The 26,034-nt window shown below is 63.2% G+C and carries 26 protein-coding genes; 16 read left to right on the forward strand and 10 right to left on the reverse strand.

What is annotated here, in order from left to right:
- Positions 1-35: 35 nt before the first annotated feature.
- Positions 36-1,532, reverse strand: coding sequence for a PLP-dependent aminotransferase family protein (locus tag JOD78_RS17160; RefSeq protein ID WP_121039272.1), 1,497 nt, complete (start codon positions 1,530-1,532; stop codon positions 36-38).
- Between the two features lie 166 nt (positions 1,533-1,698).
- On the opposite strand from JOD78_RS17160, the gene JOD78_RS17165 reads away from it, so the two are divergent.
- The 5 genes from JOD78_RS17165 to JOD78_RS17185 all read left to right on the forward strand — a co-directional run bounded on the left by JOD78_RS17165 (position 1,699) and on the right by JOD78_RS17185 (position 6,305).
- Positions 1,699-2,784, forward strand: a complete 1,086-nt coding sequence (locus JOD78_RS17165) for a threonine dehydratase (RefSeq protein WP_209568371.1) — start codon at positions 1,699-1,701, stop codon at positions 2,782-2,784.
- Positions 2,781-3,380 (forward strand): LysE family translocator, encoded by a 600-nt coding sequence (locus tag JOD78_RS17170; RefSeq protein WP_121039278.1) that lies wholly within the window; start codon positions 2,781-2,783, stop codon positions 3,378-3,380. Before JOD78_RS17165 ends, JOD78_RS17170 begins: the two co-directional genes overlap by 4 nt.
- Before the next feature lie 60 nt (positions 3,381-3,440).
- Positions 3,441-4,364: a DMT family transporter gene (locus tag JOD78_RS17175; RefSeq protein ID WP_121039282.1), complete on the forward strand. Its 924-nt coding sequence runs from the start codon at positions 3,441-3,443 to the stop codon at positions 4,362-4,364.
- 200 nt (positions 4,365-4,564) lie between these two features.
- Entirely contained in the window at positions 4,565-5,023 is a 459-nt protein-coding gene (locus JOD78_RS17180; RefSeq protein ID WP_039786637.1) for a RidA family protein, read from the forward strand.
- Between the two features lie 85 nt (positions 5,024-5,108).
- Complete coding sequence (locus JOD78_RS17185; RefSeq protein WP_204725311.1) at positions 5,109-6,305, forward strand: PLP-dependent aminotransferase family protein; 1,197 nt, start codon at positions 5,109-5,111, stop codon at positions 6,303-6,305.
- A 108-nt stretch (positions 6,306-6,413) separates the two neighbouring features.
- Here the strand turns inward: JOD78_RS17185 and JOD78_RS17190 are convergent, their stop codons facing one another.
- Positions 6,414-7,520, reverse strand: coding sequence for an MBL fold metallo-hydrolase (locus JOD78_RS17190; RefSeq protein ID WP_134135107.1), 1,107 nt, complete (start codon positions 7,518-7,520; stop codon positions 6,414-6,416).
- A gap of 88 nt (positions 7,521-7,608) precedes the next feature.
- Complete coding sequence (locus JOD78_RS17195; protein WP_209568369.1) at positions 7,609-7,992, reverse strand: tautomerase family protein; 384 nt, start codon at positions 7,990-7,992, stop codon at positions 7,609-7,611.
- A 152-nt stretch (positions 7,993-8,144) separates the two neighbouring features.
- On the opposite strand from JOD78_RS17195, the gene JOD78_RS17200 reads away from it, so the two are divergent.
- A complete protein-coding gene (locus tag JOD78_RS17200) occupies positions 8,145-8,990 on the forward strand; it encodes a LysR family transcriptional regulator (protein WP_121039292.1) in 846 nt (281 codons plus the stop codon).
- 16 nt (positions 8,991-9,006) lie between these two features.
- On the opposite strand, the gene JOD78_RS17205 is transcribed toward JOD78_RS17200, so the two are convergent.
- Together JOD78_RS17205 and JOD78_RS17210 are read right to left on the reverse strand one after the other, a co-directional pair.
- Positions 9,007-9,459 carry a carboxymuconolactone decarboxylase family protein gene (locus JOD78_RS17205; protein ID WP_121039295.1) on the reverse strand — a complete coding sequence of 151 codons (453 nt, stop codon included), beginning with the start codon at positions 9,457-9,459 and terminating at the stop codon, positions 9,007-9,009.
- A 98-nt stretch (positions 9,460-9,557) separates the two neighbouring features.
- Positions 9,558-11,015, reverse strand: a complete 1,458-nt coding sequence (locus JOD78_RS17210) for a PLP-dependent aminotransferase family protein (protein WP_209568367.1) — start codon at positions 11,013-11,015, stop codon at positions 9,558-9,560.
- 96 nt (positions 11,016-11,111) lie between these two features.
- On the opposite strand from JOD78_RS17210, the gene JOD78_RS17215 reads away from it, so the two are divergent.
- Positions 11,112-11,597, forward strand: a complete 486-nt coding sequence (locus JOD78_RS17215; protein WP_209568365.1) for a GNAT family N-acetyltransferase — start codon at positions 11,112-11,114, stop codon at positions 11,595-11,597.
- A complete protein-coding gene (locus tag JOD78_RS17220) occupies positions 11,594-12,220 on the forward strand; it encodes an NAD(P)H-dependent oxidoreductase (RefSeq protein ID WP_209568362.1) in 627 nt (208 codons plus the stop codon). Before JOD78_RS17215 ends, JOD78_RS17220 begins: the two co-directional genes overlap by 4 nt.
- 130 nt (positions 12,221-12,350) lie before the next feature.
- Here the strand turns inward: JOD78_RS17220 and JOD78_RS17225 are convergent, their stop codons facing one another.
- Positions 12,351-12,878 (reverse strand): hypothetical protein, encoded by a 528-nt coding sequence (locus JOD78_RS17225; RefSeq protein ID WP_209568360.1) that lies wholly within the window; start codon positions 12,876-12,878, stop codon positions 12,351-12,353.
- A gap of 357 nt (positions 12,879-13,235) precedes the next feature.
- Here JOD78_RS17225 and JOD78_RS17230 point away from each other — a divergent pair, with 357 nt between their 5' ends.
- The 8 genes from JOD78_RS17230 to JOD78_RS17265 all read left to right on the forward strand — a co-directional run bounded on the left by JOD78_RS17230 (position 13,236) and on the right by JOD78_RS17265 (position 22,059).
- Positions 13,236-13,823 carry a hypothetical protein gene (locus JOD78_RS17230; RefSeq protein WP_209568358.1) on the forward strand — a complete coding sequence of 196 codons (588 nt, stop codon included), beginning with the start codon at positions 13,236-13,238 and terminating at the stop codon, positions 13,821-13,823.
- Between the two features lie 287 nt (positions 13,824-14,110).
- Positions 14,111-14,566: an Hsp20 family protein gene (locus JOD78_RS17235; protein WP_034336500.1), complete on the forward strand. Its 456-nt coding sequence runs from the start codon at positions 14,111-14,113 to the stop codon at positions 14,564-14,566.
- A gap of 258 nt (positions 14,567-14,824) precedes the next feature.
- A complete protein-coding gene (locus JOD78_RS17240; protein ID WP_134222026.1) occupies positions 14,825-15,193 on the forward strand; it encodes an Hpt domain-containing protein in 369 nt (122 codons plus the stop codon).
- Between the two features lie 236 nt (positions 15,194-15,429).
- Positions 15,430-16,872, forward strand: a complete 1,443-nt coding sequence (locus JOD78_RS17245) for an efflux transporter outer membrane subunit (protein ID WP_199725012.1) — start codon at positions 15,430-15,432, stop codon at positions 16,870-16,872.
- Positions 16,869-17,945, forward strand: coding sequence for an efflux RND transporter periplasmic adaptor subunit (locus JOD78_RS17250; protein WP_121039308.1), 1,077 nt, complete (start codon positions 16,869-16,871; stop codon positions 17,943-17,945). The genes JOD78_RS17245 and JOD78_RS17250 overlap by 4 nt, the downstream gene beginning before the upstream one ends.
- The gene (rbbA, locus tag JOD78_RS17255) at positions 17,942-20,689 is read left to right on the forward strand and encodes a ribosome-associated ATPase/putative transporter RbbA (RefSeq protein WP_121039311.1); all 2,748 of its coding nucleotides are present in this window, start codon (positions 17,942-17,944) and stop codon (positions 20,687-20,689) included. The genes JOD78_RS17250 and rbbA overlap by 4 nt, the downstream gene beginning before the upstream one ends.
- Position 20,690: 1 nt before the next feature.
- A complete protein-coding gene (locus tag JOD78_RS17260; RefSeq protein ID WP_121039314.1) occupies positions 20,691-21,827 on the forward strand; it encodes an ABC transporter permease in 1,137 nt (378 codons plus the stop codon).
- Positions 21,828-21,894: 67 nt separating this feature from the next.
- Positions 21,895-22,059, forward strand: coding sequence for a hypothetical protein (locus JOD78_RS17265; protein ID WP_157845743.1), 165 nt, complete (start codon positions 21,895-21,897; stop codon positions 22,057-22,059).
- 7 nt (positions 22,060-22,066) lie between these two features.
- On the opposite strand, the gene JOD78_RS17270 is transcribed toward JOD78_RS17265, so the two are convergent.
- The 4 genes from JOD78_RS17270 to parC all read right to left on the reverse strand — a co-directional run bounded on the left by JOD78_RS17270 (position 22,067) and on the right by parC (position 26,029).
- Positions 22,067-22,252: a hypothetical protein gene (locus tag JOD78_RS17270; RefSeq protein ID WP_199725013.1), complete on the reverse strand. Its 186-nt coding sequence runs from the start codon at positions 22,250-22,252 to the stop codon at positions 22,067-22,069.
- The gene (locus JOD78_RS17275; protein WP_134040162.1) at positions 22,249-22,860 is read right to left on the reverse strand and encodes a hypothetical protein; all 612 of its coding nucleotides are present in this window, start codon (positions 22,858-22,860) and stop codon (positions 22,249-22,251) included. Before JOD78_RS17275 ends, JOD78_RS17270 begins: the two co-directional genes overlap by 4 nt.
- Positions 22,857-23,366, reverse strand: coding sequence for a hypothetical protein (locus tag JOD78_RS17280; RefSeq protein ID WP_134040164.1), 510 nt, complete (start codon positions 23,364-23,366; stop codon positions 22,857-22,859). Before JOD78_RS17280 ends, JOD78_RS17275 begins: the two co-directional genes overlap by 4 nt.
- A gap of 347 nt (positions 23,367-23,713) precedes the next feature.
- The gene (gene parC, locus JOD78_RS17285; protein WP_209568355.1) at positions 23,714-26,029 is read right to left on the reverse strand and encodes a DNA topoisomerase IV subunit A; all 2,316 of its coding nucleotides are present in this window, start codon (positions 26,027-26,029) and stop codon (positions 23,714-23,716) included.
- Between the last annotated feature and the right edge of the window lie 5 nt (positions 26,030-26,034).

Raw genomic sequence — 26,034 nt, forward strand, 5'->3', positions numbered from 1 at the left:
CTGAAGCGGGGCTGCGTGCAGGAACAGGGCGATGGTCAGCGGTCCATCGCCTTTTCCAGGAAGCGCCAGATGCCGGGGTCCGACATCCCGGCGACGTTGATGCGCATGCGGGTGGAAGGCAGTTGCGCAGGCGAGAACAGGCTGCCCGGTGCCAGCAGGAATCCCTGTTCCATCGCTTCTTCGGTCATGACGTTGGTATCGCGCCCGGTATCGACCCACAGGAACATGCCGCAGGGCGGCGGATCACCGACTTCCATGCCCATGCGTTCCAGCTGGCGCATGACCTTGTCGCGCGCACCGTTCAAGCGCGCGCGCAGGCGTTCCGCATGCTTGCGGTAATGCCCTTCGGAGAGCACCCGGTAGGCCACCCGTTCACCGATTTCTCCGGTAGTGAGCGTCGAGAGCAGCTTGCGGTCAGCCAGGCTGCGCGCCAGTTCGGCCGAGGTGGCGATGAAGCCCACGCGCAGGTTGGCCGACAGCGTCTTGGAAAATCCCCCCAGATAGATCACTCGCTGCAGCTGGTCCAGTGCCGCAATACGGGTGGCCGCCTGCACGGCGGAACCCGGATGCATGTCGCAATAGATGTCGTCCTCGACGATGATGAAGTCATGTTCCTCGGCGATGCGCAACACCTGGAAAGCCTTGGCGGCCGACAGCGAGGTCGAGGTCGGGTTGTGCAGCACCGAGTTGATCACGTAAAGCTTGGGCTTGTGGATCTCGGCCAGTTCGCGCAGCTGGGCGATGTCCGGGCCATCGGCCAGACGCGGAATGCCGACGATCTTGGCCCCCAGTGCAGCAAAGGAACCGAACATCAGGAACCAGGCCGGATCATCCACGAAGATCACGTCGCCCGGCCGCAGGAAGTGGCGTGCCACGGTATCGATGGCTTGCGTCACGCCCGTGGTCAGCACGAACTGGTCGGGCGCGGCGGCGATTTCCAGCTCGGCCAGTTTCAGCTGCAATTGCTGGCGCAGCGGCAGGAAGCCCAGCGGCGTCCCATAACCCAGCAGCAGCGAAGGATTGTCGCGGCTGATGGCGCGCAGGGCGTTGGCGATCAGCTCGCCATCGAGCCAATCCGGCGGCAGCAGGCCGCCACCGGGCATCTTGTGCGGCGGCATCTGGCGGAACATGTTGCGCACCAGCCAGACCACATCCAGCCCGCGTTCGGCCTCGGCCACCGCTTCGGCCTGGGCCGCCAGGTTGCCGTAACCGTTGGCGACGGCCACCCGTTCCTTGACGAAGAAGCCCGAGCCCCGGCGTGACTCCAGATAACCCTGGGCCACCAGCCGGTCAAAGGCTTCCACCACGGTAAAGCGCGAGATCTCGTGAGCATCTGCAAACTGCCGGATCGAGGGCATGCGTGCCCCGCCGCGCAGGAGCTTGTCGTCGATGCGGGCGCGCACGCCGCGCACGATCTGGTCCACCAGCGATTCTCCGCTCTCGCGTACCAGCATGGGCCAGCCGGGGAGGGCGGCGTCGGCGGCAACTGTCTTGCCCGGGATGCTGCGCAGATGCTTGACTGTATTGGTCATTTTACCGTGACAATGTTTGAAACTATTTGGAAAAGTGTATAGGTACTGTACTGGTATTGTCGGCTAGGATGTCAGCCAATGCAAGAGTAAGTGGCCTGGCGACAAAGTGCCGGGTGACACGGTGAAGAGTGCTCTTGTTTCGCATCTTTTCGAGGAGACCATCGTCATGAGCAGCCTGTCCATCCAAGCCAGCCAAGCCCCGCGTACTGCCAGCGAACTGTTGCCCGGCCTGGGCGAGATCGAGCAGGCGGCCGGCATCGTCTATGCCGGCATGGCCCCGACCCCGCAACTGTGCTGGCCGCTGCTGAACCAGGCACTGGGTGCCGAGGTGTGGGTCAAGCATGAGAATCACGCACCGACCGGCGCCTTCAAGGTGCGAGGCGGCATGGTCTATCTGCATCACCTGGCCCGGCAGCAGCCGCAACTGTCCGGCGTCATTTCCGCCACACGCGGCAATCACGGCCAGTCGGTGGGTTTGTCGGCGCGCCGCTTCGGCATTCCCGCCACCATCGTCGTGCCCGAGGGCAACAGCCGCGAGAAGAACGCCGCCATGCGCGCACTCGGCGTGGACCTGATCGAACACGGCCGCGAATTCCAGGACAGCCGCGAGCACGCCCAGCGCCTGGCCCGCGAGCAGCGGCTGCACATGATTCCTTCCTTCCATCGCGACCTGGTGGCGGGCGTGTCGACCTACTGGATGGAATTGTTCGCCGCCCAGCCCGAGCTGGACGTGGTGCTGGTGCCCATCGGCCAAGGCTCGGGCATGTGTGGCGCGGTCGCGGCCCGCAATGCACTGGGGCTCAAGACGCGCATCATCGGCGTGGTCTCGGCGCATGCGCTGGCCTACAAGCTCTCGTTCGAAGCGGGCCGCAAGATCGAGGCACCGGTCTCGACCTGCATCGCCGATGGCGTCGCCTGTCGCGTACCGGACCAGGCGTCGCTGGACGTGATGCTTTCCGAGGTCGACGAGGTCATCGCGGTGACCGATGACGAAGTGATGGATGCCATGAAGCTGGCCTTCATCGCCACCCACAACGTGGCTGAAGGCGCGGGGGCCTGTGCGCTGGCGGCCGCCCTGCAGCTGCGCACGCGGCTGCGCGGCAGGAAGATCGGCGTCACGCTCTCCGGCGGCAATGTCGACCATGACGTGTTTGCCGGTGTACTGGCGCGCCCCAGTGCGGCTGCCGATGCACTGCTGGCTCCGGCCCAGGTGGTGTCGCTGGCGCAGGCTGCGCAAAGGAGAAACGCATGATCGAAGCCTTGCTGCCGCTGATGTCGTTTGCCTTCGTCTCCTCCATCACGCCGGGGCCGAACAACATCATGCTGACCTCCTCGGGCATCTGGTTCGGCTTTCGTCGCTCGCTGCCGCACATGCTGGGCATCACCTTCGGCTTCGGCGTGCTGCTGGCCGTATGCGCATTCGGTATAGGCGAGCTGGTGGTGGCGGTGCCGCAAGTGGTGCTGCTGTTGAAGGCACTGGGCTGCGCTTATCTGCTCTACCTGGCCTGGCAGTTGCGCCGCATGGCCGTCTCCGGGGCGGGTGAGCGGGCGGTGCGGCCGATGTCGTTCTGGGCGGCCGCCATGTTCCAGTTCGCCAATCCCAAGGCCTGGGTGATGGCCATCACCGGCGCCTCGGCCTTCATGCCGTTGTTGCATAAGCAGTCCGGATGGCTGGCCATCCTGATTTACTGTGCGGTGTTCTGTGCCATCAACCTGCCTTGCGTGTCGGTGTGGGCCGGTGCCGGTGCGCTCTTGCGGCGCTATCTCGAACAGCCCCGGTGGCGCGCGATCTTTGCGGCGGTCATGATCCTGCTGACACTCTATTCGGCGCTGGCGATCTGGCTGTAGCAGCGGCAAGACATGGAAATCATTTATATCAATAACGCGTTTTGACCTCAGGGGAACTTCATGCAAGCCAGCAGCAAGACCAGCCACCCCGCAGCAGCGCCCGGCGCCGGCACGGCCCGTCACGAAAGCCGCGGCATGTGGCTGGGCCTGATCGGCGTGGCCATCTTCAGCCTCACGCTGCCCTTCACGCGCATTGCGGTGGCCGAGCTCAACCCGGCCTTCGTGGCGTTCGGCCGCGCGGTCGTGGCAGGGGTCTGCGCACTGGCGCTGCTGGCCTGGATCAAGGCCCCGCGCCCGACCCGGCAGCAATTGCGCGGCCTCATCATCACCGCCCTGGGGGTGGTGGTGGGTTTCCCGCTGTTTTCTTCGATTGCGATGCGTTATGTCCCGGCCGCCCATGGTGCCGTGGTGGTCGGCCTCCTGCCGCTGGCCACGGCCCTGTTCGGCGCGCTGCGCTTCGGTGAGCGGCCTTCGAAGGGTTTCTGGCTGGCCGCGCTGGCGGGCTCCGGCATCGTGATCGCCTTTGCCCTGCGCGAAGGCGGCGGCAGTTTCCATCTGGCTGATTTCGCGCTGTTTGCCGCCGTGGTCACTGCGGCCATGGGCTATGCCGAAGGCGGACGCCTGGCGCAGACCATGGGCGGCCAGAACGTGATCGCCTGGGCGCTGGTGGTGGCCTTGCCGGTGATGCTGCCGGTGTCGGTGTGGCTGGGCTGGCAGTACGGCGTGAGCGCTTCGTCGCCAGCCTGGCTGGCCTTTGCCTACGTATCGCTGTTCTCGATGTTCATCGGCTTTTTCTTCTGGTACAAGGGCCTGGCCCTGGGCGGCATCGCCCGGGTGGGGCAGGTGCAATTGTTGCAACCTTTCATGAGCCTGCTGGGCGCGGCGGTGATCGCCCATGAGGCGCTGGATGCGAGCAACATGCTCTTTGCCTTGGCCGTGATCGTGGTGGTGGCCATCGGCCGCCGCATGGCGGTGCGTCGCTGAAGGCCGCGCAGGCAGGGGGCTGCAAGCCGCTGACGCAGCTCTGACCGGGTTTGCGAGCCGAAATAGTTCAGCTGGGTCGGGCTAAAGCGGCTGTTTTTTGAGATAATCGAACACTTGTTTTTTCACATTTTGTCAACGCGCAACGCGCGAGCCATTTGCCTTTTGGCCGCAAGCGGGCGCTGTCCAACAGGGAGTACCGCATGTCCGTCTATGAAAAGCTGAAAGCACTGAACATCGAACTGCCCGCCGTGGCCACCCCGGCAGCAGCCTATGTGATGTATGCACAAACCGGCAATACCGTCTTCCTCTCCGGCCACCTGGCCAAGAAGGATGGCAAGGTATGGGTCGGCCAGCTGGGACGCGACATCGGCACCGACGACGCCAAGCTGGCCGCGCGCGCCGTGGCGGTGGACCTGATTGCCACCCTGCAGGCAGCCTGTGGGGGCGACCTGACCCGCGTCAAGCGCATCGTCAAGCTGATGAGCCTGGTCAACTCGACCGGCGAATTCACCGAACACCACCTGGTGACCAATGGCGCTTCCGAGCTGATCGGCGAAGTCTTCGGCGACGCCGGCAAGCACGCCCGTTCCGCCTTCGGCGTGGCGCAGCTGCCCATGGGCGCTTGCGTCGAAATCGAAATGATCGCCGAGATCGCCTGATCGCCTTGCATGACAGGGCAGTGGCGGCCACAGAAGCCGCCCGGCCCGACCACCTCACACACCGAACACAGACTGAACGACCCGTATGAAACTCGAAAATCCCGCACCGCTGCAGTGGCAGTTCTCCCAGCGCGCCGAAGCCATGAAGAGCTCGGCCATCCGCGAAATCCTGAAGGTGACGATGCGTCCCGACATCACCTCCTTCGCCGGTGGCTTGCCCTCGCCGCTGACCTTCCCGGTCGAGCACATGAAGACCGCCTTCGACCGCGTGCTGAGCCAGCAAGGCAAGATGGCCCTGCAATATGGCCCCACCGATGGCTACCTGCCGCTGCGTGAATGGATCGCGGCATCGCTGTCCACCAATGGCGCCCAGATCACCGCCGAACAGGTGCTGATGGTCTCCGGATCGCAGCAAGGCCTGGACCTGCTGGGCAAGGTCATGATCGACGAAGGCAGCAAGGTGCTGGTCGAGACCCCGAGCTACCTGGGCGCACTGCAGGCCTTCTCGCTGTATGGTGCCAAGTTCGAGTCGGTGCCCAGCGACGAATTCGGCCTGCAACCCGAGACCATCGAAGCCATCGCCGGTGGCGCGCGCATGCTGTATTCGCTGCCCAATTTCCAGAACCCGACCGGCCGCACCCTGCCCACCGAGCGCCGCTTCAAGCTGGTGGAAACCTGTGCCCGCCTGGGCTTGCCGCTGATCGAGGATGATCCCTACGGTGCCCTGAGCTATCAGAATGCTCCGCTGCCCAAGATGCTGTCGATGAATCCGTCGGGCGTGATCTACATGGGTTCCTTCTCCAAGGTGCTGACTCCCGGCATCCGCCTGGGCTACGTGGTGGCGCCGCGTCCGCTGATCCTGAAGATGGAGCAGGCCAAGCAAGCCACTGACCTGCACACTGCGCAGTTGACACAGATGGTGGTGTACGAAGCCATCAAGGACGGTTTCCTGGACCAGCACGTGCCGACCATCCGCAAGCTCTATGGCGACCAGTGCCAGGCCATGCTGGACGCGCTGCAACAGTACTTCCCGGCCAGCTGCAGCTGGAGCAAGCCGGAAGGCGGCATGTTCATCTGGGTGACGCTGCCCGAGCACCTGGATGCCGGCGCGCTGTTGAACGAAGCAGTGGAACAGGAGAAGGTCGCCTTCGTCCCCGGCGCACCGTTCTATGCCAACGTGGCGCAGAAGAACACGCTGCGCCTGTCCTTCGTGACCGTGCCGCCGGAGCAGATCCGCGCCGGTGTGGAGCGCCTGGGCAAGCTGATCGCTTCCAAGCTGTAATCAGTTCAGCCCGGTTCGCACTGCAGCCGTAGCGCGTTTTCGCTATCGCATGCTTCCCAAGGCCCGCATCGGAAACGATGCGGGCCTTGTTGTTGATGCATTCCCGATTTACTGATCCAGCTTGAGCGTCTCCCCATGCTTGAGCGCAACAAACTGCTCCTGCGGCAGCCCCGCCTCACGCAGGGCCTTGGCCAGTTCCTTGGGCGGCTCGTCGAGCGGATCGTCGGCCAACTCGAAGGTCCCCCAATGAATGGCCACTGAACGCTTGGCCCGCACGTCCTCATGGATCAATACGGCCTGGGCCGGGTCCACGTGCTGGTTCTGCATGAACCAGCGCGGCGCATAGGCCCCGATGGGGATGAGCGCCAAATCGAATCGGCCGAAGCGTTCGCCGATGTCGCGGAAGTCCTTCGAATAGCCGGTATCCCCCGCAAAATAGACCGAGAAGGGCTCGGCACCCGCTTGCTGCGCCGCCGCCTGGATGACCCAGCCACCCCACAAGGTCTCTGAACGGTCGAACACGCCGCGCGCCGACCAGTGCGTGGCCGGGACGAAGTAGATGTCCAGGTTGTCCATCACGGTCTTGTCCCACCAGTCCATTTCCTTCACATTGGTGATGCCCAGCGACAGGAACCAGTCACGCACCCCCAGCGGCACCAGGAACAGCGGCGGCCCGCCCGCCTGAAGATTCAGTTGCTCCACGCTCGCCTGGTCCAGATGGTCGTAGTGGTTGTGCGAGATCACCACCACGTCGATATGCGGCAGCTCGCTGATCTGTACCGGCAGCGGCACCTTGCGCGACGGTCCGATGAAGGAGAAGGGCGAGGCCCGCTGCGAGAACATCGGATCGGTCAGCACGTTCTTGCCGCCCAGTTGTACCAGCGCAGTGGCATGGCCGATCCAGGTCACGCTGGGACTGCCGTGGTTGCTCTTGAGCCAGGCGAGGTCGGGCTTGACGACGGGAAACTGGTAATTGTTTTCGGGCGGCTTGGGCAGGCCCTGGGTCAGGCGCTCCCACTGCCATTTCAAGAGGGAACCGCGTTCGGGCTGCGGGTAGTTGTTGCGAAACCCCGTCTCGGTGCGATTGCTCTTGTTGGGATCGTAGTACTTGCTGGAGGAAGAGCAGGCAGTCAGGCCGGCCGCCAGCAGCACGACCGCCAGGCCACGGGTGAGGTGTCGCAGAGGCTGCCGCAGGCAGGATGTCGCAGGGGGCATGGAAGAGGCGCGGCAGCCGCGCAGTGATGACGATGAGCGACATCCTAGCAGGCCGCAGCGCGGCCTGCAGGCGCTGCGCCCGGCGGCGCTACATCACGTACTGTGCCAGCCCGCGCCCGAATGACCAGTTGCCCTTGTCGCCCTCGACCAGGCTGATCATCACGTCATCCGGCCCGATGCCGGGGTCCTGCTGCAGGCGCGCCACGATGGCGGCGTAGAGCGCATTCTTCTGCGCCTGGGTGCGGGTATTGCTGACTGTCAGCTGGATCAGCACGAAGTCATCCGTACGCGCCATGCCCATGTAGCTGCGGCTGAAGACCAGGTCTTCCGGATCATGCTCGGTGATGACCATGAAGCGGTCCTCCTCAAGGACGTTGAAACTCTCGCGCAGGGCTTCGTAGATGTTGTCGGCAATGGCGCGGCGATAGCTGCGGGACTTGCCGCGCAATACGGAAATGCGGACCAGGGGCATGATGTTCTCCTTGCGGGTGATGGAAATGGCGGAGCGCGTTCACTCCATGCCTTGCATGCTATGCTGGTGCAATCATTTGAAAAACCACTGATTGATGATTTCAATGATTGAAATTCATCATCATGGATTTTGGACCGTGAGGGCCCTTCACCATGGATAAACCGCTGGATCTGGACGCCGTCCAGGCTTTCGTGCTGGCCGCCGACCTGCAAAGCTTCACCCGTGCGGCCGAAGCGCTGGACAGCACGCAATCGGCCATCAGCTTCAAGCTCAAGAAGCTGGAGCAGCGGCTGGGCCGTCGCCTGCTGGAACGCACGCCGCGCCAGGTGCGCCTGTCGGCCGAAGGGCAGCAGTTCCTGCCGGCCGCACGCAGCCTGCTGGCCGCGCATGAGCGCGCGCTGGAACAACTGGACCAGGGGCCGGTCCGCTTCTCGGTCGGCATCAGCGACCACGTGGCCGGCGCCACCTTGCCGCGTGCGCTGGCGCAGGTCCACGCGGTCGATCCCGGCGTGGTGGTGGAGGTACGTGTGGGTTCCTCGCATGACCTGATGCCAGCATATGAGCGCGGCGAGCTCGATGCCGTCATCGTGCGCCGCGAACCGCAGGACAAGGGCGGCAAGCTGGTCATGGAAGAGCGCATCGGCTGGTTCGCCCATCCCGATGCGCAATGCTGGGCCGGTCCGGCCTTGCGGGTGGCGACGTTTTCCTCGGCCTGCCGCATCCGCGAGCTGTCCTTGCGGCGGCTCGATGCGGCGGGGATCCCGTGGGTGGAGGTCTTCGTCGGTGGCGGCATTCTGGCGGTGGGGGCGGCGGTCAGTGCGGGTCTGGCGGTGTCGGCGCTGCTCCACCGCAGCGCTCCGCCCGGCGCGGTGGACGTGGGCGAGCGCCTGGGCTTGCCCAAGCTGCCGCTGGCCCAGGTAAGGCTGCATGCCCGGCTCAAGGAGCCGCGCTTGCAGAGTGCGCTGCGCACGCTGGTGGCGGCCTTGAAGTCGGTCTGAGGCCCGCCATGGTGTCTCAGGTGCGCGCTGCCTGTGGCTGCATGCGGCCAGGAATGGCCAGCCGGTTCATGGCATTCATCAGCGCGATGGCGATGGTCAGTTCGCTGTACTCCTGTGCGGTGAAGTGCTGGATCACGGCCTGGTAATCCGCATCCGGCGCGGCCGTCTGGTCGATGCGCGTGACCACTTCGGCCCAGGCCAGCGCGGCCTGCTCGCGCGGGGTAAAGAGCGGGCCGGCTTCCTGCCAGACCGGGACCAGCACCAGCTTGTCGACCGGCATGCCGCTGCTGAGCAGGTCACGCGAATGCTTGTCGATGCAGTAGGCGCATCCGTTGATCAGCGACACCCGCAAAAACACCAGCTCCACCAGGTCGGCGGGCAGGCTGCATTGCTTGAGATGACGGTTCACGGCCAGCAGGCCGTCGTAGGCGGCGGTGGCATTCTTGTAGAGATCGATGCGGGCGGACATGGGGACTGGCTCCTGGATGTGATGGAAACGAGTCGCCATCATGCACCTGCATGGACCAGTCGATAAGTGCCAAGAATGGTGATTTGCACTAGTCCATGTCAGGCCGGTGCCAGCATGGGCAGGATGCGCCGTGCCAGCTCGGCGGCACGGCGGCGGCTGTCGATGTTGGTGAAGCTGAGCATGATCATCGGTGCCACTCCGGGGCGCGGTGCCAGCAGGCATTCCGACAGGGCGCGGCTGAACATGCCGTGCTGGCGCATCTTTTCCGCCAGCAGCCGGTCCGAGCGGCGGCCCTGCAGACGCAACAACAGATGCATGCCGCCGGGCGGCGAATCGATCCGGACATGGGAATGCAACACGCCTTCCAGACCGGCGATGGCCATGGTGCGGCGCTGGGCATACAGGCGCCGCATGCGCTGGATATGGCGGGCAAAATGCCCCTCGGCCATGAAGTCGGCGACGATATGCTGCGTTAGCGCCGGAGCGGCACCGGAGAAGAGCTGCGCACTGTGCCTGAAGCGCTCCACCTGCGAACGCGGCACCACCAGGTAGGCCAGGCGAATGGCCGGGAACAGCACCTTGCTGAAGGTGCCGGCATAGAGGACGCGGTCCTCGCGGTCCAGGCTCTTGAGTGCGGGCAAGGGCCGGCTGACGTAGCGGTATTCGCCGTCGTAGTCATCTTCCACAATCCATGCCTGTTCACGCGCCGCCCATTCCAGCAAGGCCAGGCGGCGCGGCAGCGACAGGGCCACGCAAGTCGGGCTCTGATGCGCTGGCGTGACCACGGCGGCGCGTGCGCGGGCTGCATGGCGCAGTCCGTACTCGACCTGCATGCCGTCGCCGTCTACCGGTATGCCGGCCAGCTGCATGCCGGCCTCGCGCAGCAGGGCGGCGGTCGGGGCGTAGCCGGGGTCTTCCACCCAGATCTTGTCGTCCGGCTGGAGGAGGGTGCGGGTGATCAGGTTCAGGCTGTCGCGATAGCCGGAGGTGACGAAGACCTGTTCGGCCCGGCAATCGATACCGCGTGACAACTGCAGGTAGCGCGCAATTTCCGCTCGCAGCGCCATCAGTCCGGCCGGGGAGGGATAGAGCATGTCGGCGGCTTGCGTGGCCCGCGCTGCGCGTGCGGCCAGGCGTGCCCAGATCTTGCGCGGAAAGGCGTCCAGCGCCGGGATGCCCATCTGGAAGGGACGCGGGCCTTTGGGTTCGGCCTGTCCCTCTTCCGGCAGGAGAGGATGGCGCGCCGCCACGGGCGATGTCCGCGCAGGCCCCGCCGTTGCCTGCACTACCCGGCGGACCCCGGCGGCAATGACCGTCCCGGCTTGTCCGCGCGCTTCCACGTAGCCCTCGGCGGCCAGCAGCGAATAGGCGGCCTCCACCGTGCCGCGCGCCAATCCCAATTCCGCAGCCAGTGCCCGTGCCGAGGGAATGCGATCACCCGGCCGCAGCAGTCCGTCAGCCACGGCGCTGCGCAGGCGTGCGTAGATCTGGCGGTAGTACGCTTCGCCGGTGCTGCTGTCGAGGCGGATCAAGGATGAGGGAGGCAGGGAAATCATGGACCAGTCGAAATGTCATTTCTTGGATCTGCCGATTATGCCATCGGCTCATTAGGATGAAGCTCTTTCCACTCTGATCGCATCGACCCTTTTACCATGGATCCAGTTTCCGAAATCACTCCTGCGCCCGACTGGCGCCTCACCGACGACGCGCTACGCCACGCCGATACCGCCTCCGACCAACTGGCCTGCTTTCCCGTGATGCACGAACTGCGGCCGCATCTGCGCGACAGTGACGAGTTCCTTCAGCGCATCGGCCGCGCCATCCCGCAGGGCTACCGCATCCTGGCCGCCTGGGATCAGGGAAAGGTCGTTGCGCTCGCCGGTTACCGCTTTCAAGAGAACCTGGTCTATGGTCCTTTCCTCTACGTCGATGATCTGGTGGCGGCCGGTAGTGAGCGCGGCAAGCGCTGGGGTGAACGGCTGCTGGCTGCGATGGAGGAGGTCGCTGCCCAGGCCGGCTGTGTCCGCCTGGTGCTCGATACCGGCATGGCCAATGCGCTGGCACAGCGCTTCTATTTCCGCCAGGGCATGCTGACGGGCTCACTGCGCTTCGGCAAGGCTATCGGAGCTGTCGCATGAAGATTCTGCATCTGCTTGCGTCGCCGCGGCAGGAAGCTTCGAATGCCTGGTGGCTGTCCCGTCAGATCGTCGAGCGCCTTGGCGCACAGCATCCACAGGCCGAGGTCATCCTGCGTGATCTGTACGCCAGCGGCATCGGGCATGTCGATGCTGTCTATGCCGATGCGCTGGGCTCCCCCTTTGCCTTGGACGGCAGTGATGCGGGGCAGGGCACGCTGGCCCTGTCGGACCGTCTCATTGAAGAACTGGAGCAGGCTGACCAGGTGGTGATCGGCACGCCCATGCACAACTACACCGCACCCTCGGTCCTGAAGGCCTGGATCGATCACGTGGTGCGGGTGCGCCGGACCTTTGCCATCACCCCGGATGGCAAAGCGGGCCTGCTGCGTGACCGGCCGGTGCATGTGGCGGTGGTCTCCGGCGGGCGCTTCACCGGCGCGTCGGCGCGGCAGCCGGATTTCCTCACGCCCTATCTGAAGGTGGCGCTGGCGACCATCGGGCTGCATGACTTGCGTTTTACGGTCATGGAGGGCCTGGCAGCGGGCGCGCAGGCGGTGCGCAACGAGCGAGAGAGTGTTGTTGTGGAGCTGGATCGTCAGTTTTCAAGGGGCTGGCCAAGATGAAGGACTGCAACAGAGACCTGAATAAGAGCGACAACATAAAAAATCCATGAGGCATCTTCTGTTGTTGCGATTGTGGCGAGGAAGGCTTTCAGCACGTCTTGAATGTCTGGTAGTGATTTGATATTCCGCTTCACTGGCCCTTGATGTCGACCGGCCCGGTATTTTCACAAGTGGGAAGGGTATCGTAACCGAGGTAGAAATACAGGTTATGAAGCTTGCGCGGGCCATCGAGGAGCTCAAGGTTGATTCCTTCAACACCCGTACAAATCAGAATCTTGTAGTGCTTGCGCTGAGCAATTGCGATGAAGCCGCTGTTGGCCGAACGCCTGACCTGCTCAGCGTTGATGATCGCGATGCCCAGTGCTGTCTTGATGCCAGTACTGATGTGCCTGCTCATGCGGTAGTGCATCACTGTCTGCTCTGCCATGACATCATCCACTGCTTCAGCTTGCTTGAACTCATTTGGTTTGAGCCAATGGCAAGCTGACGGGTTATCAGACGGATCGGTACAAAGTGCAATCCTGTGAATTGCCGTCAGAGGGGCGGTCGTGTAGATGCTCAGGCCGCTCTTTTCTTGCTTGTAGAAGCCGATGTTGATTTGCGCTTGTGCCAGTGCGGGGATAGTTAGCAAGCAGATGATCGAGACCAAGTTCATCATTTTTTTAAGTATCATTATTGGACCCAGCGGCTATCCGATCCGCTCGGTGTGCTGAAGGAAGCGCCCTTAAGTTTTCTTCAAGAATTGGCACGACGAATTTGAATACCGACGAAGCTCACTCAACCGGTCGCACCGCATAGTAAATGCCGATGATAAAGCCAAGTGACGGCGGCAGTGAATGGCATCTCTGGAATTGCCTTGATAGATGACAATCAAGTTCCCCTTTTTATGTCGGTTGTTTTGAATAGGAGGTGCGCTTCCTGATCTTGCCGGACCTTTTAGACAGGTTCAGCAAAACGTCAGGCTAATGCGAGAAGATGTGCGACAGGACGATGCCGCATCCTTCTGGGAGAAAAAATGAACAGCAAATTGAGGGCTGATTTTTTATTGTTAGCTTTTGTTGCGGCCCTAATCACCTGCAATCAAACTGCGCTGGCAGTGATGCCACCACTCCCGATAAAACAGCCAGAAGTTAGTGCTGAAGAAATATGGGCACAAGGGGCGTGGAAGCCGCCATTTCCGTTCACCCCCGATGATATTCAAGAAAAACTGATACAAGTGTTGCGGACACCCGCTGACGATCTGTCGAAAGAAAAAATCGAAAAGATTTTTGATATGACGATTCAGAATTCAGAAAAACTATATCCTGCGTCACTTAATGCTGACAGCAGGTGGTACAAGGTTTTTAGCAATGCCACCGTCGACTGGTATTTCGGAACGGGAATTACTGTTGTGCCCAAAGCCAGCTATTTCGGATTTGATTGGTGGGACCGCGGAAGGTCTCCTTATCCCTACGTGGTACCTATGTGTCTGGATGCTCGTTCGTTGGCGGATAAGATCGCATCTCTGAATTTGGGGTGGATTGAAGAAAAGTCCGATCCATTACAGATGCCTCAACTCGATGCCTATTTTTTTATAGAAAAAGAGGAGAGCGCATATCGATAAATTATTTACATTTCACAAGGTGCATGACCCTCTTCAGCTTTTCCGTCAGGACTAACCACTAGGGCCTGATCATCCTGACCGGTAACAAACATGCGAGTGAGCGTGATTAACACAAAGCGGGGAAGGGTTGCATTAAGGAAAAAGCGCACGGCATGGGGGAGTAGGACCTTCAAATTTTTTCTAAAAAATCCCTTGAAAACCAAAATCCCCATCCCTAGATCGGTACCAGCAGATGCTCGACGTTGAGGTCTGCGACGAAAACATCGCTTAACTGAAAGGATATTTTTATGCGTACTTTTGATCTCTCCCCCCTGTACCGTACCGCTATCGGCTTCGATCGCCTGGCCCAGATGTTCGACAACGCCCAGCGCGCTGATCAGCCCAGCTATCCGCCGTACAACATTGAACTGGTGGCCGAGGACAAATACCGGATCACCATGGCCGTGGCCGGTTTCGCCCGCAGCGAAATCGACATCGAGACCGAAAACGAAACCCTCAAGATCACCGGCCGCAAGCAGAAGGAAGACAAGCAGGTCAACTTCCTGCACCGTGGCATCGCCGCCCGTGACTTCGAACAGCGCTTCCAGCTGGCCAACCACATCAAGGTGGTCGGTGCCAATCTGGAAAACGGCCTGCTCAACATCGAGCTGGTCCGTGAAATCCCCGAAGCGCTGAAGCCGCGCAAGATCGAAATCGGTGCCGCCGAGGACAGCAACGTCCAGCGCCTGGAACGCGCTGCCTGATCGCTTCACTGCAGCAGGGTGCGGCCTTCGTCTGCAGGGCCGCACTTCCATCAACCGCCCGTCTCACCGGGCGGTTTTTTGCGTGCGTCACCACGGTTGTGATTGACGACAGTTACCTGCTTGGTTACGTTACACACTTCACCGTACTTCAGTCACCGCTCACGACCCGGCACGCCCGTACGTCGGACCAGCTGCTCAAAACAAATTGGCACAGGAGCAATATCTTGCGTATATTGCGTCGGCCACAGGGAGAAACGCGTGAACGACCACCGATACCAGCACATCAACCCCGAACCCTTGCTCGATGCCATGGGTGGCGATGCCGCTGCCTGCCGCCACATGTTCGGCACCTTCGCCCAGAGCGCCCCCGCCACCTTCGACCGGCTGGCGCAAGCCATCCGCGCCGATGACGCAGCCCAGGTCAAACGCGAGGCACACAGCCTCAAAAGTATGACCGCCCTGGTCGGGGCCGGCGTGCTGACCGAACTGCTCAAGAGCGTGGAAACCCAGTCCCGCGCCGAACCGCCCCAAAGCGCCCAGCCGCAGCTGCCCGAATTGCAGAGCTTGTTCACCGCCGTTGCCGCCGAAGTGCGCCATTACGTCGACCAGGTCGGCGTGGCGCAATAAAGCACGCTGCCCGGCGCGTCTTTCCGCATTTTTCGCACTTTTTGCACTTCCCCCCGCAGACGCCTTCCCTCAGGCCTCCCCTCGTCACATCCTTCATAAATTACCGACTCATCAGTCAGTAACCTGACGTACATCAATCGGGTTTCCAGCAGGGCTCTTCATAATGTGGTCACTCCAGATGAAGCTTTTGACGAAGCTTTCCGTCGCTCCATTTCCTGCCGATGCCGAGAATCACGATGTGCGAACCCTCTCTGCGAATCCGTCCCTTGCTGGCTGCCTTGCCGCTCCTGCTGGTGGCCTGCCAGTCGATGGCGCCGGATTACCAGCGGCCCGCTGCACCGGTGGCGGCGCACTATCCGCAGCAGGCCGATGGCGCGGGTGAAGCCGCACCGGCACTCGGCTGGCAAGCCTGGTTCCGCGATCCGCAACTGCAAGCCCTCATTACCCAGGCTCTGGCCAACAACCGCGACCTGCGGGCAGCGGCCTTGCGGGTCGAGGAGGCGAGGGCGCTCTACGGCATCCAGCGCGCCGACCTGTTTCCCACCGTTGGCGCACAGGCAGGCCTGGATCGCTCGCGCACTCCGGCCGACCTCAACCTGACCGGACGCCCGCTGGTCGGCAGCGCCTATCAGGCCGGCGTGGGCCTGAGCACCTGGGAGCTGGACCTGTGGGGCCGCCTGCGCAGCCTGGATGACGCCGCGCTGCAAACCGCGTTGGCCAGCGAAGCCACCCGCCGTGCCGCGGCCCTGAGCCTGGTGGCCCAGGTGGCCGATGCCTGGCTGGAGCTGGCCGAGATCGACGAACGCCTGGCCATTGCCCGCGATACCATCGCCAGCCGCCAGGAGAGCTATCGCATCTTTGCGCGCCGGGTCGAGGTCGGGGCCACCTCGCGTCTGAACCTGACCCAGATCGAAACCCTGCTCACGCAAGCCCAGGCCTTGGGCGCACAGCTGGAGCAGCAACGCGCACAACGTCTGAATGCACTCACGCTGCTGGTCGGTTCGCCGCTGGAGCTGCCAGTCGGCCAGGCGCGGCCGGCACTGGAGTCTGCGTTCCCGGAGCTGCCGCCCGGCACGCCCTCGCTGCTGCTGACCCGCCGCCCCGACGTGGCCGCTGCCGAACATCGCCTGCAAGCGGCCAATGCCAACATTGGTGCGGCACGCGCGGCCTTCTTTCCCGGCATTTCGCTCACAGGCAACCTTGGCACGGCCAGCGCTGAACTGAGCGGATTGTTCCGCGATGGCAGCCATGCCTGGAGTTTCTCGCCCAGCCTGTCGCTGCCGATCTTCACGGCAGGCCGCCTGCGCAACAACCTGAACCTGGCCGAAGTGCGGCGCGACCTGGCCGTGGCCAATTACGAAAAAACCATCCAGTCCGCCTTCCGCGACGTCGCCGATGCGCTGGCCGCGCGCCAGTGGCTGACCCGCCAGCTGGCCATTGCCGAGACGGCTGTGCAAGTGCAGACCGAGCGGGCGCGCCTGTCCACGCTGCGCTATGACAACGGCGCTGCGCCTTTCCTCGACGTGCTCGATGCCCAGCGCGACCTGCTCAGCGCACGCCAGCAGCGGGTGCAGATCCGGCGTGCGCTGCTGTCCTCGTCGGTGGCGCTGTATGCGGCGCTGGGTGGCGACAGCAATGCGCCTGCGGCTTTCCCCCTTTCTTCCGGACCCCGACCATGACGCTCCCTCACGCCAAGAAACCCCTGCTGGCCGCCGCGCTGGCCGTGCTCCTCGCCGGCGGTGCGGCCTATGCCTGGCTGCGCCTGCATCACAGCGGCCCCGGCGAGGGATTCGCCAGCGGCAACGGCCGCATCGAAGCCACCGAAGTGGATGTGGCCACCAAGCTGGGTGGCCGGGTCGATGCCATCCTCGTCAATGAAGGCGACTTCGTCGCAGCCGGCCAGCCGCTGGCCCGCATGCAGGTACTCTCGCTGGAAGCCCAGCGCGACGAGGCCCAGGCGCGCCAGCAGCAATCGGTCTCGGCCGTGGCCAGTGCCGAGGCCCAGGTGGCCGTGCGCGAGAGCGATCATCAGGCCGCGCTGGCCCAGGCCGCGCAGCGCGCCAGCGAGCTGGATGCGGCACGGCGCCGCCTGGCGCGCTCGGAGGTGCTGGTCAAGGAAGGCGCCTCCTCGCTGCAGGAAGTGGACGATGACCGTGCCCGCGTGCTCAGCATGGAAGCGGCCGTCACCGCCGCCAAGGCACAAGTGACCGCCGCCCAGGCTGCCGTCGCTGCCGCCCGCACCCAGGTCAGCGGCGCGCGCGCCACGGTCACCGCTGCTGTGGCCACGGTCCAGCGCATCAAGGTCGACATCGACGACAGCACGCTCGTGGCCCCGCGCGCCGGACGCGTGCAATACCGCATCGCTCAGCCGGGTGAAGTGCTGGGCGGGGGCGGCAAGCTGCTCAACCTGGTGGACTTGAGCGATGTCTACATGACCTTCTTCGTTCCCGAGACCGTCGCCGGCAAGCTGGCGCTGGGTGGCGAGGCACGCATCGTGCTGGACGCCGCCCCGCAATACGTGATCCCGGCGCGTATTTCGTTCGTGGCCAGTACCGCGCAGTTCACGCCCAAGACGGTAGAGACCGCCAGCGAGCGGCAGAAGCTGATGTTTCGCGTCAAGGCGCAGATCGATCCGGCGCTGCTGCGCCAGCACCTGACCCTGGTCAAGACCGGCTTGCCCGGCGTGGCCTGGGTGCGGACCGACAATGCGCGTGACTGGCCCGCCACGCTGGCGGTGAAGGTCCCGCAATGACAGAGAGCCTTGGCCAGAGCCTGGTGGCGCGCCTGTCGGGCGTGTCGCTGCGCTATGGCCAGAAGCCGGCCTTGCAGGCGATCTCGCTGGAGATTCCGGCCGGCTGCATGGTCGGCCTGATCGGGCCCGATGGCGTGGGCAAATCCAGCCTGCTCTCGCTGGTGGCCGGTGCACGCGCCCTGCAGGAAGGGGACGTGGAGGTCCTCGGTGGCGACATGCGCCGCGCCGCACATCGTGAAGCGGTCTGCCCGCGCATTGCCTACATGCCGCAGGGTCTGGGCAAGAATCTGTATCCGACGCTGTCGGTGGAGGAGAACCTGCAATTCTTTGGCCGACTCTTCGGCCAGTCCGCGCAGGAGCGTCGCCAGCGCATCGATACGCTCACCGCCGGCACCGGCCTGTCGCCTTTCCTGGCGCGGCCGGCGGGCAAGCTCTCCGGCGGCATGAAGCAGAAGCTGGGGTTGTGCTGTTCGCTGATCCACGACCCTGACCTGCTGATCCTGGACGAGCCCACCACCGGCGTCGATCCGCTCTCGCGTGCGCAGTTCTGGGACCTCATCGCGCATATACGCCAGCAGCGGCCCGGCATGAGCGTCATCGTGGCGACGGCCTACATGGAAGAAGCCGACCGCTTCGATTTCCTGGTGGCCATGGATGACGGCCAGATCCTGGCCACCGGCACGCCTGCCGAGCTGCATGCGCGCACCGGCACGGCGGCACTGGAAGAGGCCTTCATCGCCTTGCTGCCACCCGATAAACGGCGCGGCCACCAGCCCGTGCAGGTGACACCGCTGGACCCGGCGCGGCAAGCCGAGATCGCCATCGAAGCGCGCGGACTGACCATGCGCTTCGGCGATTTCGTGGCGGTGGACCATGTGGACTTCCGCATCCGGCGCGGCGAGATCTTCGGATTCCTGGGCTCCAACGGCTGCGGCAAATCCACCACCATGAAAATGCTGACCGGCCTCCTGCCTGCCAGCGAAGGCCAGGCCTGGCTGTTCGGCCAAGCCGTCGATCCGCACGACATGGCTACGCGGGCGCGTGTGGGCTACATGTCGCAGGCCTTTTCGCTGTATGGCGAATTGAGCGTGCGCCAGAACCTGGTGCTGCATGCGCGGCTGTATCGCGTGCCGCAGGAGCAGATCGCGGCGCGCACCGACGAGATGGCGCAGCGCTTCGGCCTGCAGGAGGTGATGGACAGCCTGCCCGAAAGCCTGCCGCTGGGCATCCGCCAGCGGCTCTCGCTGGCCGTGGCGATGGTGCACAAGCCGGAGCTGCTGATCCTGGATGAACCGACTTCGGGCGTGGACCCGATCGCGCGCGACCTGTTCTGGCAATTGATGATCGATCTCGCGCGGCGCGACCAGGTGACGATTTTCATCTCCACCCATTTCATGAACGAGGCCCAGCGCTGCGACCGCATTTCGCTCATGCACGCCGGGCGCGTGCTGGTCAGCGCCACGCCGGAGGAACTGATCCGCCAGCGCGGGTCGGCTACTTTGGAACAAGCCTTCATTGGGTACCTGGAAGAAGCGGCCGGGAAGGGCGCAATGCCGTCTGCGCCTGAAGTAAAAGTCACATCGGCCCGGAACCCCGCGCCAGCTGGCGATGGCCGCCTGCGCACCAGCCTGGGCCGCGCCCTCAGCTACAGCCAGCGCGAAAGCCTGGAACTGCGGCGCGACCCGGTGCGCGCCACCCTGGCCTTGCTGGGCACGGTGATCCTGATGTTCATCATCGGCTATGGCATCAACCTCGACGTGGAAAACCTCAGCTATGCCGTACTCGACCGCGACCAGACCGGCCTGAGCCAGAACTATGCGCTGAACCTGTCGGGTTCGCGCTACTTCATCGAGCAGCCGCCCATCCGCGATTACCAGGACCTGGACCGCCGCATGCGCAGCGGCGAGATCTCCCTGGCCATTGAAATCCCGCCCGGCTTCGCCCGTGACATCGCACGCGGCAAGCCGGTGGAAGTAGGGGCCTGGGTCGATGGTGCCATGCCCACGCGCGCCGAGACCGTGCGCGGCTATGTGCAGGGCATGCATCAGCTGTGGCTGGCCGACATGGCTACGCACCGGCTGGGCCAGCGCCTGGCGCAGCCGGCCACCATCGAGACGCGCTATCGCTACAACCCTGACGTCAAGAGCCTCCCGGCCATGGTGCCGGCCATCATCCCGCTGCTGCTGATGATGATCCCTGCCATGCTGACGGCGCTGTCGGTGGTGCGCGAGAAGGAGCTGGGCTCCATCCTCAACCTCTACGTCACGCCGGTTACGCGCACTGAATTCCTGCTGGGCAAGCAGCTGCCGTATCTGGTGCTGGGCATGCTCAATTTCGCCATGTTGACCCTGCTGGCCGTGACCGTGTTCGGGGTGCCGATCAAGGGCAGTCTCTTCACGCTGACGCTGGCAGCGCTGGTGTTCATCATCTGCTCGACCGGCTTCGGGCTGCTTGCCTCGACCTTTACGCGCAGCCAGATTGCGGCCCTCTTCGTGACCATGATCGGCACCATCATTCCGTGCGTGCAGTTCGCCGGACTGTTGAATCCGGTCTCTTCGCTCGAAGGCATGGGTGCGCTGATCGGACAGGTCTATCCGGCCACGCATTTCCTCACCATCAGCCGTGGCGTGTTCAGCAAGGCGCTGGCGGTGGGTGACCTGGGCGCCTCGTTCTGGCCGCTGGTGCTGGCGGCCCCCGTGATCCTGGGGTTGTCGGTGTGGCTGCTGAAGAAGCAGGAGCAATGAGATGCGCCGCGCGCCTGCCAGCCTGTCCAACATTTTTCGTCTCGGCGTCAAGGAGCTGTGGAGCCTGCTGCGCGATCCGGCCATGCTGGTGCTGATCGCCTACACCTTCACGCTCTCCATCTATGTCGCCGCCACGGCCATGCCGGAGAGCCTGCACAATGCCGCCATCGCCATCGTCGACAACGATGGCTCGCCGCTGTCGGCACGCATTGCGTCCTTGTTCTATCCCCCGCATTTCAAGGTGGCCCGGCTGGTGACGGCGCGCGAGGCCGATGCCGGGCTCGATGCAGGAGACTACACCTTCGTCTTGGACATCCCGGCGGATTTCCAGCGTGACGTGCTGGCCGGACGCGCGCCGGCGGTCCAGCTGAACGTGGATGCCACGCGCATGAGCCAGGCTTTCACCGGCAACAGCTACATCCAGCAGATGGTCAGCAACGAGGTCACGCAATTCGTGCGGCGTAGCGAGGCCGCAGGCGATGCGCCGGTGGGACTGGCCTTGCGCATGCGCTTCAATCCCAACCTGGAGCAATCCTGGTTCGGTTCGCTCATGGAGATCATCAACAACGTCACCATGCTCTCCATCATCCTGACGGGGGCGGCACTCATCCGCGAGCGCGAGCACGGCACCATCGAACACCTGCTGGTGATGCCGGTGAGTCCGGCCGAGATCATGCTGGCCAAGGTGTGGGCGATGGGCTCGGTCGTGGCACTGGCGGCCTTGATGTCTTTGCTGCTGATCGTGCGGGGCGCCTTGCAGGTGCCCATCGAGGGCTCGCTGGCGCTGTTCATGCTGGTGACGGTGCTGCATCTGTTTGCCACTACCTCGATGGGCATCTTCATGGCCACGCTGGCACGTTCGATGCCGCAGTTCGGGATGCTCACCGTACTGGTGCTGTTGCCGCTGCAATTGCTGTCGGGCGGCTCCACGCCGCGCGAGAGCATGCCTGTACCGGTACAGGACATCATGCTGGCTGCCCCGACGACACATTTTGTCGCGGCGGGGCAAGCCATACTGTACCGGGGCGCTGGCCTGGAAGTGATCTGGCCGCAACTGCTGGCCATCCTGGCAATTGGCCTGGTCCTGTTTGTAGCTGCACTGGGCCGGTTCAGAAAGACCATCAGCCAGATGGCGTGATGGAGGAGGGCGCGCGCAACTGCGCTGCCCACATGACTAGCGATGCAATCAACCGGGAGCAATCACCATGGACTTCAACAGCCCCTCTACCTGGATACCGCTCATCAGCATTGCGCTGCTGCTGATCGGCTACGGCCAGCGCGCGCAACGCTGGGCACCTTATTGCATGCTGGCGGGGGCGTTTGGATTGCTGGGGGTGTTGGTGTATCGGGTGTCGGTGGCGATTGGGTGACGCGGTTTCAGGTGCCGCCATCACCATACGCTTTACTGATGGCGCGCAGTGCCAGCAACGCGGCAGGGAGGTCATCCGGACTGTCCAGTGACTCCACAGCGGCCTTCAGGTACTCGATGGCCAGTACAGGGTTCGCGCGCAGTTCGGCGATTTCACGCTCGTGGTGAGAAACCGCAGCCTTGATCTTGTTCATGGTTGACTCACTGATGTCGCCTGTTGCTGGCATAAATCATTTAAATAATATTTCCGGTCATCATTGGCAGGCGCGGGGCCTTGCAGATCTTCGTTCGGGAGTCGCTTGAAAGAAGACCAATGTTTCCGTGGCAGTGATACGAATCCGCTTTGGCACAGGGCTGGAATCACTTGCGGTTTTTCGCTACAACGCAGGTCATTGTTGATGACACAGCGTTCAGCCTCGGCGATGCCCAGTGCGGGGAGTGGGTCCTCTGAAATCACCATGAGGCTGTATTCGATATCCGGGAAAACCTGCTTGCCATGCAGTCTCCAATATTTCTCATGAAGGCTGCAGGCATACATCGCGAGGGCCGGTAGCAGGACGGTGGCTGCCAGTGCCACGGCAACCAGCATGGTATTGGCGACCGTTTGCCGTGTCTTTTTGAGCAGAAGATGGCCGATAAGGGGAAATGTGATGGAACATCCCAGCGCCCACAGCAGCGGGTCGTCCGGGCAACTTTCTCCGCAATTCGTAATGAAGGCGGTATTGAGCGCTCCCGCTGCAGTTCCGCCTGCAATGCCCACGAGGCTTAGAAATGGAAGCGCAAAGCAACTCTTCATTTTCAAAGCGCGTCTCTTAAAGCCTTACAGCGCGGCGAGGCAGTGTCGACGTCGCAAGTCAGGTTGGCATACTCTGATTCAGCTCTCTCGCCGGCGCACTCCTTGATATCAGTCCATTCGTGAAAATAATCCTCGGCCCTGCCGCCCGGGAAATTTGCTTTGGTGCCATCCGCAGACCAATAGAAGACGTCGGCTCCCATGGCCACCGCCACCAGCGAGTTGGCTTCCAGACCGGGGACGATTTGAGTGGTGGAGTCCCGGATGATCTTGCCTGTACGCAGATCGGTAATCGTATAAAACGCATCCCCGGACGCCAGAAGGAACCAGCGATATGGGTCAGTCCAGTACCAGCGCTCGCCTCCCCGGAAATTGTATTCAGTCAGAGCACACGTGCCTGCAGGATTAAGGGCGATGGAGATAGGTGGATAGTGTGGGCGTATCAGTGTGCTGTATTTGCGCAGGGTGCCGTAGGAGAGCAACAGCACTATGGCCGCTGCAAGGAGATAGTTCATCGGACGTGCCATTACGCCTCACTCATCTGAGGTCGGTGGGCCGCAAATGTATGGACGCGGTGGGGAAAGATGTAGCGTAATCGAGCCACGAGGCTCTTGGATTTGTCCGGGATTCTGTCTTTCACTGGGATGTTTCTCATCTTGCACGCTCCTCACTTTCAACAATGAGCGCGCATTCTCCCCAGCTGGCGTTGGCTCTTCCACGCCAACACCCAAAACTCCACCCCGCATTCGAAATGCTTCGACCACCCCTTGCCCACGAAGCAATCAGTTGTGCAAGCCATCAAAAAAATCGCCCCCTGCCAAACTGCGCAGGGGGCGACTTCACCGCAAAAAGAAACCGGGTATCAACCCTGCGAACGCAACCCCGTCGCCTTGATGCGCGATTCCAGCACGCGGCCCTTGCGTGCGCGCTTGCCCACGTGCGCCAGCAGCTTCTCGCCGCTCAAGGCAATCTCCTTGGGCTTGCTCATGTTGCCGGTGCCATGGACCACCACACCCTTCTGGCTGATGGCCTGGGCGGCGACCAGCTTCTCGTTCTTTTCCAGTTCCATCAGATTCACGCCACGGCCACCGGAAGACAGCGTCTTCATCTCATCGAGGCCAAACACCAGCAGGCGGCCATTGGCCGACACGCAGGCCACGGCGCTGGCATCGGCCGCCACCGGCGTCGGTGCCAGCGGCAGCGCACCTTCATCGAGCGTGAAGAAGCTCTTGCCGCCCTTGACGCGGCCAAACATGTCGGAGGCCTTGGCAATGAAACCAGCCGCCGCATCAGAGGCCAGCAACAGCGTGGTATCGGCCGGACCGGCAAAGTAATGCTGGATGCTGCTGCCGCTGGCCAGTTCGATCAGCGTGGTCACAGGCACACCATCGCCGCGCGCATTGGGCAGCGCGTTCACCGCAATCGTGTAGACCCGGCCGTTGGAGCCGAAGGCCAGCAGGTTGTCCACGGTGCGGCATTCAAACGCGCCATACAGGCTGTCACCGGCCTTGAAGGTGAACTGCGTCGCATCGTGGCCATGGCCGGTGCGCGCGCGCACCCAGCCCTTCTGCGAAATGATCACCGTCACCGGCTCATCGATCACCTTCTGCTCGAAGGTGGCGCGCTCGGCTTCTTCGATGATGGTGCGGCGGGCATCGCCGTAGGTCTTGGCGTCGCCTTCGATTTCCTTGATGACCAGACGCTTCATCGAGGACGGATTGTCCAGCAGGTCCTGCAGCGTGGTCTTCTCGTTGCGCAGTTCGGCCAGCTCCTGCTGGATCTTGATGGCTTCCAGTCGCGCCAACTGGCGCAGGCGGATTTCCAGGATGTCTTCGGCCTGGCGGTCGGAGAGCTTGAAGGCGTCCATCAGGGCCGGCTTCGGTTCGTCCGATTCGCGGATGATCTTGATGACCTTGTCGATGTTCAACAGCACCGCTTCCCGGCCTTCCAGGATGTGGATGCGGTCGTTGACCTTCTGCATGCGGAACTGCGTGCGGCGCGTCACCGTCTCGAAGCGGAAGCTGATCCACTCGGTGAGGATGTCAGTCAGGTTCTTCTGGCGCGGACGGCCATCGCCGCCGATCATCACCAGGTTCAGCGAGGCACTGGTCTCCAGCGAGGTCTGCGCCAGCAGCGTGTTCATGAACTCGGTCTGGTCCTGGTTCTTGGACTTGGGCTCGAACACCAGGCGCACCGGCGCTTCGCGGCCGGACTCGTCGCGCACCGCATCGAGCAGGCCCAGGATGGCCGCTTTCTGCGCCTGCTGTTCAGGCGTCAGTGACTTCTTGCCCAGCTTCAGCTTGGGGTTGGTCAGTTCTTCGATTTCTTCCAGCACGCGCTGCGAGGAAACACCCGGCGGCAGTTCGGTGATGACCGCCTGCCACTGGCCGCGCGCCAGGTCTTCGATCTTCCAGCGTGCTCGCACCTTCAGGCTGCCACGGCCGCTCTGGTACATCTCGGCGATGGTCGACTTCGGCGTGATGATCTGGCCGCCACCGGGGAAGTCCGGGCCGGGGATCAGTTCCATCAGCTCGGCGTGCGTGATCTTGGGATTGCGGATCATCGCCACGGCGGCCTTGGCCACTTCGGTCAGGTTGTGCGAGGGGATTTCAGTGGCCATGCCCACGGCAATGCCGGAGGCACCGTTCAACAGCAGGAAGGGCAGGCGCGCCGGCAGGAGGCGGGGCTCTTCGGTGGAGCCATCGTAGTTGGGCTGGAAATCCACCGTGCCCATGTCGATTTCATCGAGCAGCAGTTTGCTGATGGGCGTCAGACGGGCTTCGGTATAGCGCATCGCCGCTGCGCCATCGCCATCGCGCGAACCGAAGTTGCCGTGGCCGTCGATGAGAGGATAGCGCAGCGAGAAATCCTGCGCCATGCGCACCAGCGCGTCATACACCGACTGGTCGCCGTGCGGGTGCAGCTTGCCCAGCACGTCGCCGACCACGGCGGCGGACTTGCGCGGCTTGGCCGCCGAGTTCAGCGACAGTTCGTTCATCGCGTAGAGGATGCGGCGCTGTACCGGCTTCTGGCCGTCGGCGACATCAGGCAGGGCGCGGCCCTTGACCACCGAGATCGCGTAATCGAGATAGGCGCGTTCGGCGAAGGTGGACAGCGTCAGCGATTCGCCATCGGGCGCAGCCGGGGCTTGGTCAAACAGGGTCGGTTGATCGGTCATGGAGC

Origin of the sequence: Herbaspirillum sp. 1130 (assembly GCF_017833835.1) — a bacterium.
GTDB lineage: Bacteria > Pseudomonadota > Gammaproteobacteria > Burkholderiales > Burkholderiaceae_D > Herbaspirillum > Herbaspirillum huttiense.

Coding starts and splice junctions, on each gene's coding strand:
- JOD78_RS17185 (WP_204725311.1), top strand. CDS start 5,109: ATGAAACTCGAAAATCCCGCACCGCTGCAGTGGCAGTTCTCCCAGCGC.
- JOD78_RS17260 (WP_121039314.1), top strand. CDS start 20,691: ATGCGCCGCGCGCCTGCCAGCCTGTCCAACATTTTTCGTCTCGGCGTC.
- JOD78_RS17245 (WP_199725012.1), top strand. CDS start 15,430: ATGTGCGAACCCTCTCTGCGAATCCGTCCCTTGCTGGCTGCCTTGCCG.
- JOD78_RS17195 (WP_209568369.1), bottom strand. CDS start 7,992: ATGCCCCTGGTCCGCATTTCCGTATTGCGCGGCAAGTCCCGCAGCTAT.
- JOD78_RS17280 (WP_134040164.1), bottom strand. CDS start 23,366: ATGAACTATCTCCTTGCAGCGGCCATAGTGCTGTTGCTCTCCTACGGC.
- JOD78_RS17215 (WP_209568365.1), top strand. CDS start 11,112: ATGGATCCAGTTTCCGAAATCACTCCTGCGCCCGACTGGCGCCTCACC.
- JOD78_RS17220 (WP_209568362.1), top strand. CDS start 11,594: ATGAAGATTCTGCATCTGCTTGCGTCGCCGCGGCAGGAAGCTTCGAAT.
- JOD78_RS17170 (WP_121039278.1), top strand. CDS start 2,781: ATGATCGAAGCCTTGCTGCCGCTGATGTCGTTTGCCTTCGTCTCCTCC.
- JOD78_RS17205 (WP_121039295.1), bottom strand. CDS start 9,459: ATGTCCGCCCGCATCGATCTCTACAAGAATGCCACCGCCGCCTACGAC.
- rbbA (WP_121039311.1), top strand. CDS start 17,942: ATGACAGAGAGCCTTGGCCAGAGCCTGGTGGCGCGCCTGTCGGGCGTG.
- JOD78_RS17175 (WP_121039282.1), top strand. CDS start 3,441: ATGCAAGCCAGCAGCAAGACCAGCCACCCCGCAGCAGCGCCCGGCGCC.
- JOD78_RS17165 (WP_209568371.1), top strand. CDS start 1,699: ATGAGCAGCCTGTCCATCCAAGCCAGCCAAGCCCCGCGTACTGCCAGC.
- parC (WP_209568355.1), bottom strand. CDS start 26,029: ATGACCGATCAACCGACCCTGTTTGACCAAGCCCCGGCTGCGCCCGAT.
- JOD78_RS17270 (WP_199725013.1), bottom strand. CDS start 22,252: ATGAACAAGATCAAGGCTGCGGTTTCTCACCACGAGCGTGAAATCGCC.
- JOD78_RS17160 (WP_121039272.1), bottom strand. CDS start 1,532: ATGACCAATACAGTCAAGCATCTGCGCAGCATCCCGGGCAAGACAGTT.
- JOD78_RS17250 (WP_121039308.1), top strand. CDS start 16,869: ATGACGCTCCCTCACGCCAAGAAACCCCTGCTGGCCGCCGCGCTGGCC.
- JOD78_RS17235 (WP_034336500.1), top strand. CDS start 14,111: ATGCGTACTTTTGATCTCTCCCCCCTGTACCGTACCGCTATCGGCTTC.
- JOD78_RS17190 (WP_134135107.1), bottom strand. CDS start 7,520: ATGCCCCCTGCGACATCCTGCCTGCGGCAGCCTCTGCGACACCTCACC.
- JOD78_RS17230 (WP_209568358.1), top strand. CDS start 13,236: ATGAACAGCAAATTGAGGGCTGATTTTTTATTGTTAGCTTTTGTTGCG.
- JOD78_RS17200 (WP_121039292.1), top strand. CDS start 8,145: ATGGATAAACCGCTGGATCTGGACGCCGTCCAGGCTTTCGTGCTGGCC.
- JOD78_RS17210 (WP_209568367.1), bottom strand. CDS start 11,015: ATGATTTCCCTGCCTCCCTCATCCTTGATCCGCCTCGACAGCAGCACC.
- JOD78_RS17265 (WP_157845743.1), top strand. CDS start 21,895: ATGGACTTCAACAGCCCCTCTACCTGGATACCGCTCATCAGCATTGCG.
- JOD78_RS17225 (WP_209568360.1), bottom strand. CDS start 12,878: ATGATGAACTTGGTCTCGATCATCTGCTTGCTAACTATCCCCGCACTG.
- JOD78_RS17180 (WP_039786637.1), top strand. CDS start 4,565: ATGTCCGTCTATGAAAAGCTGAAAGCACTGAACATCGAACTGCCCGCC.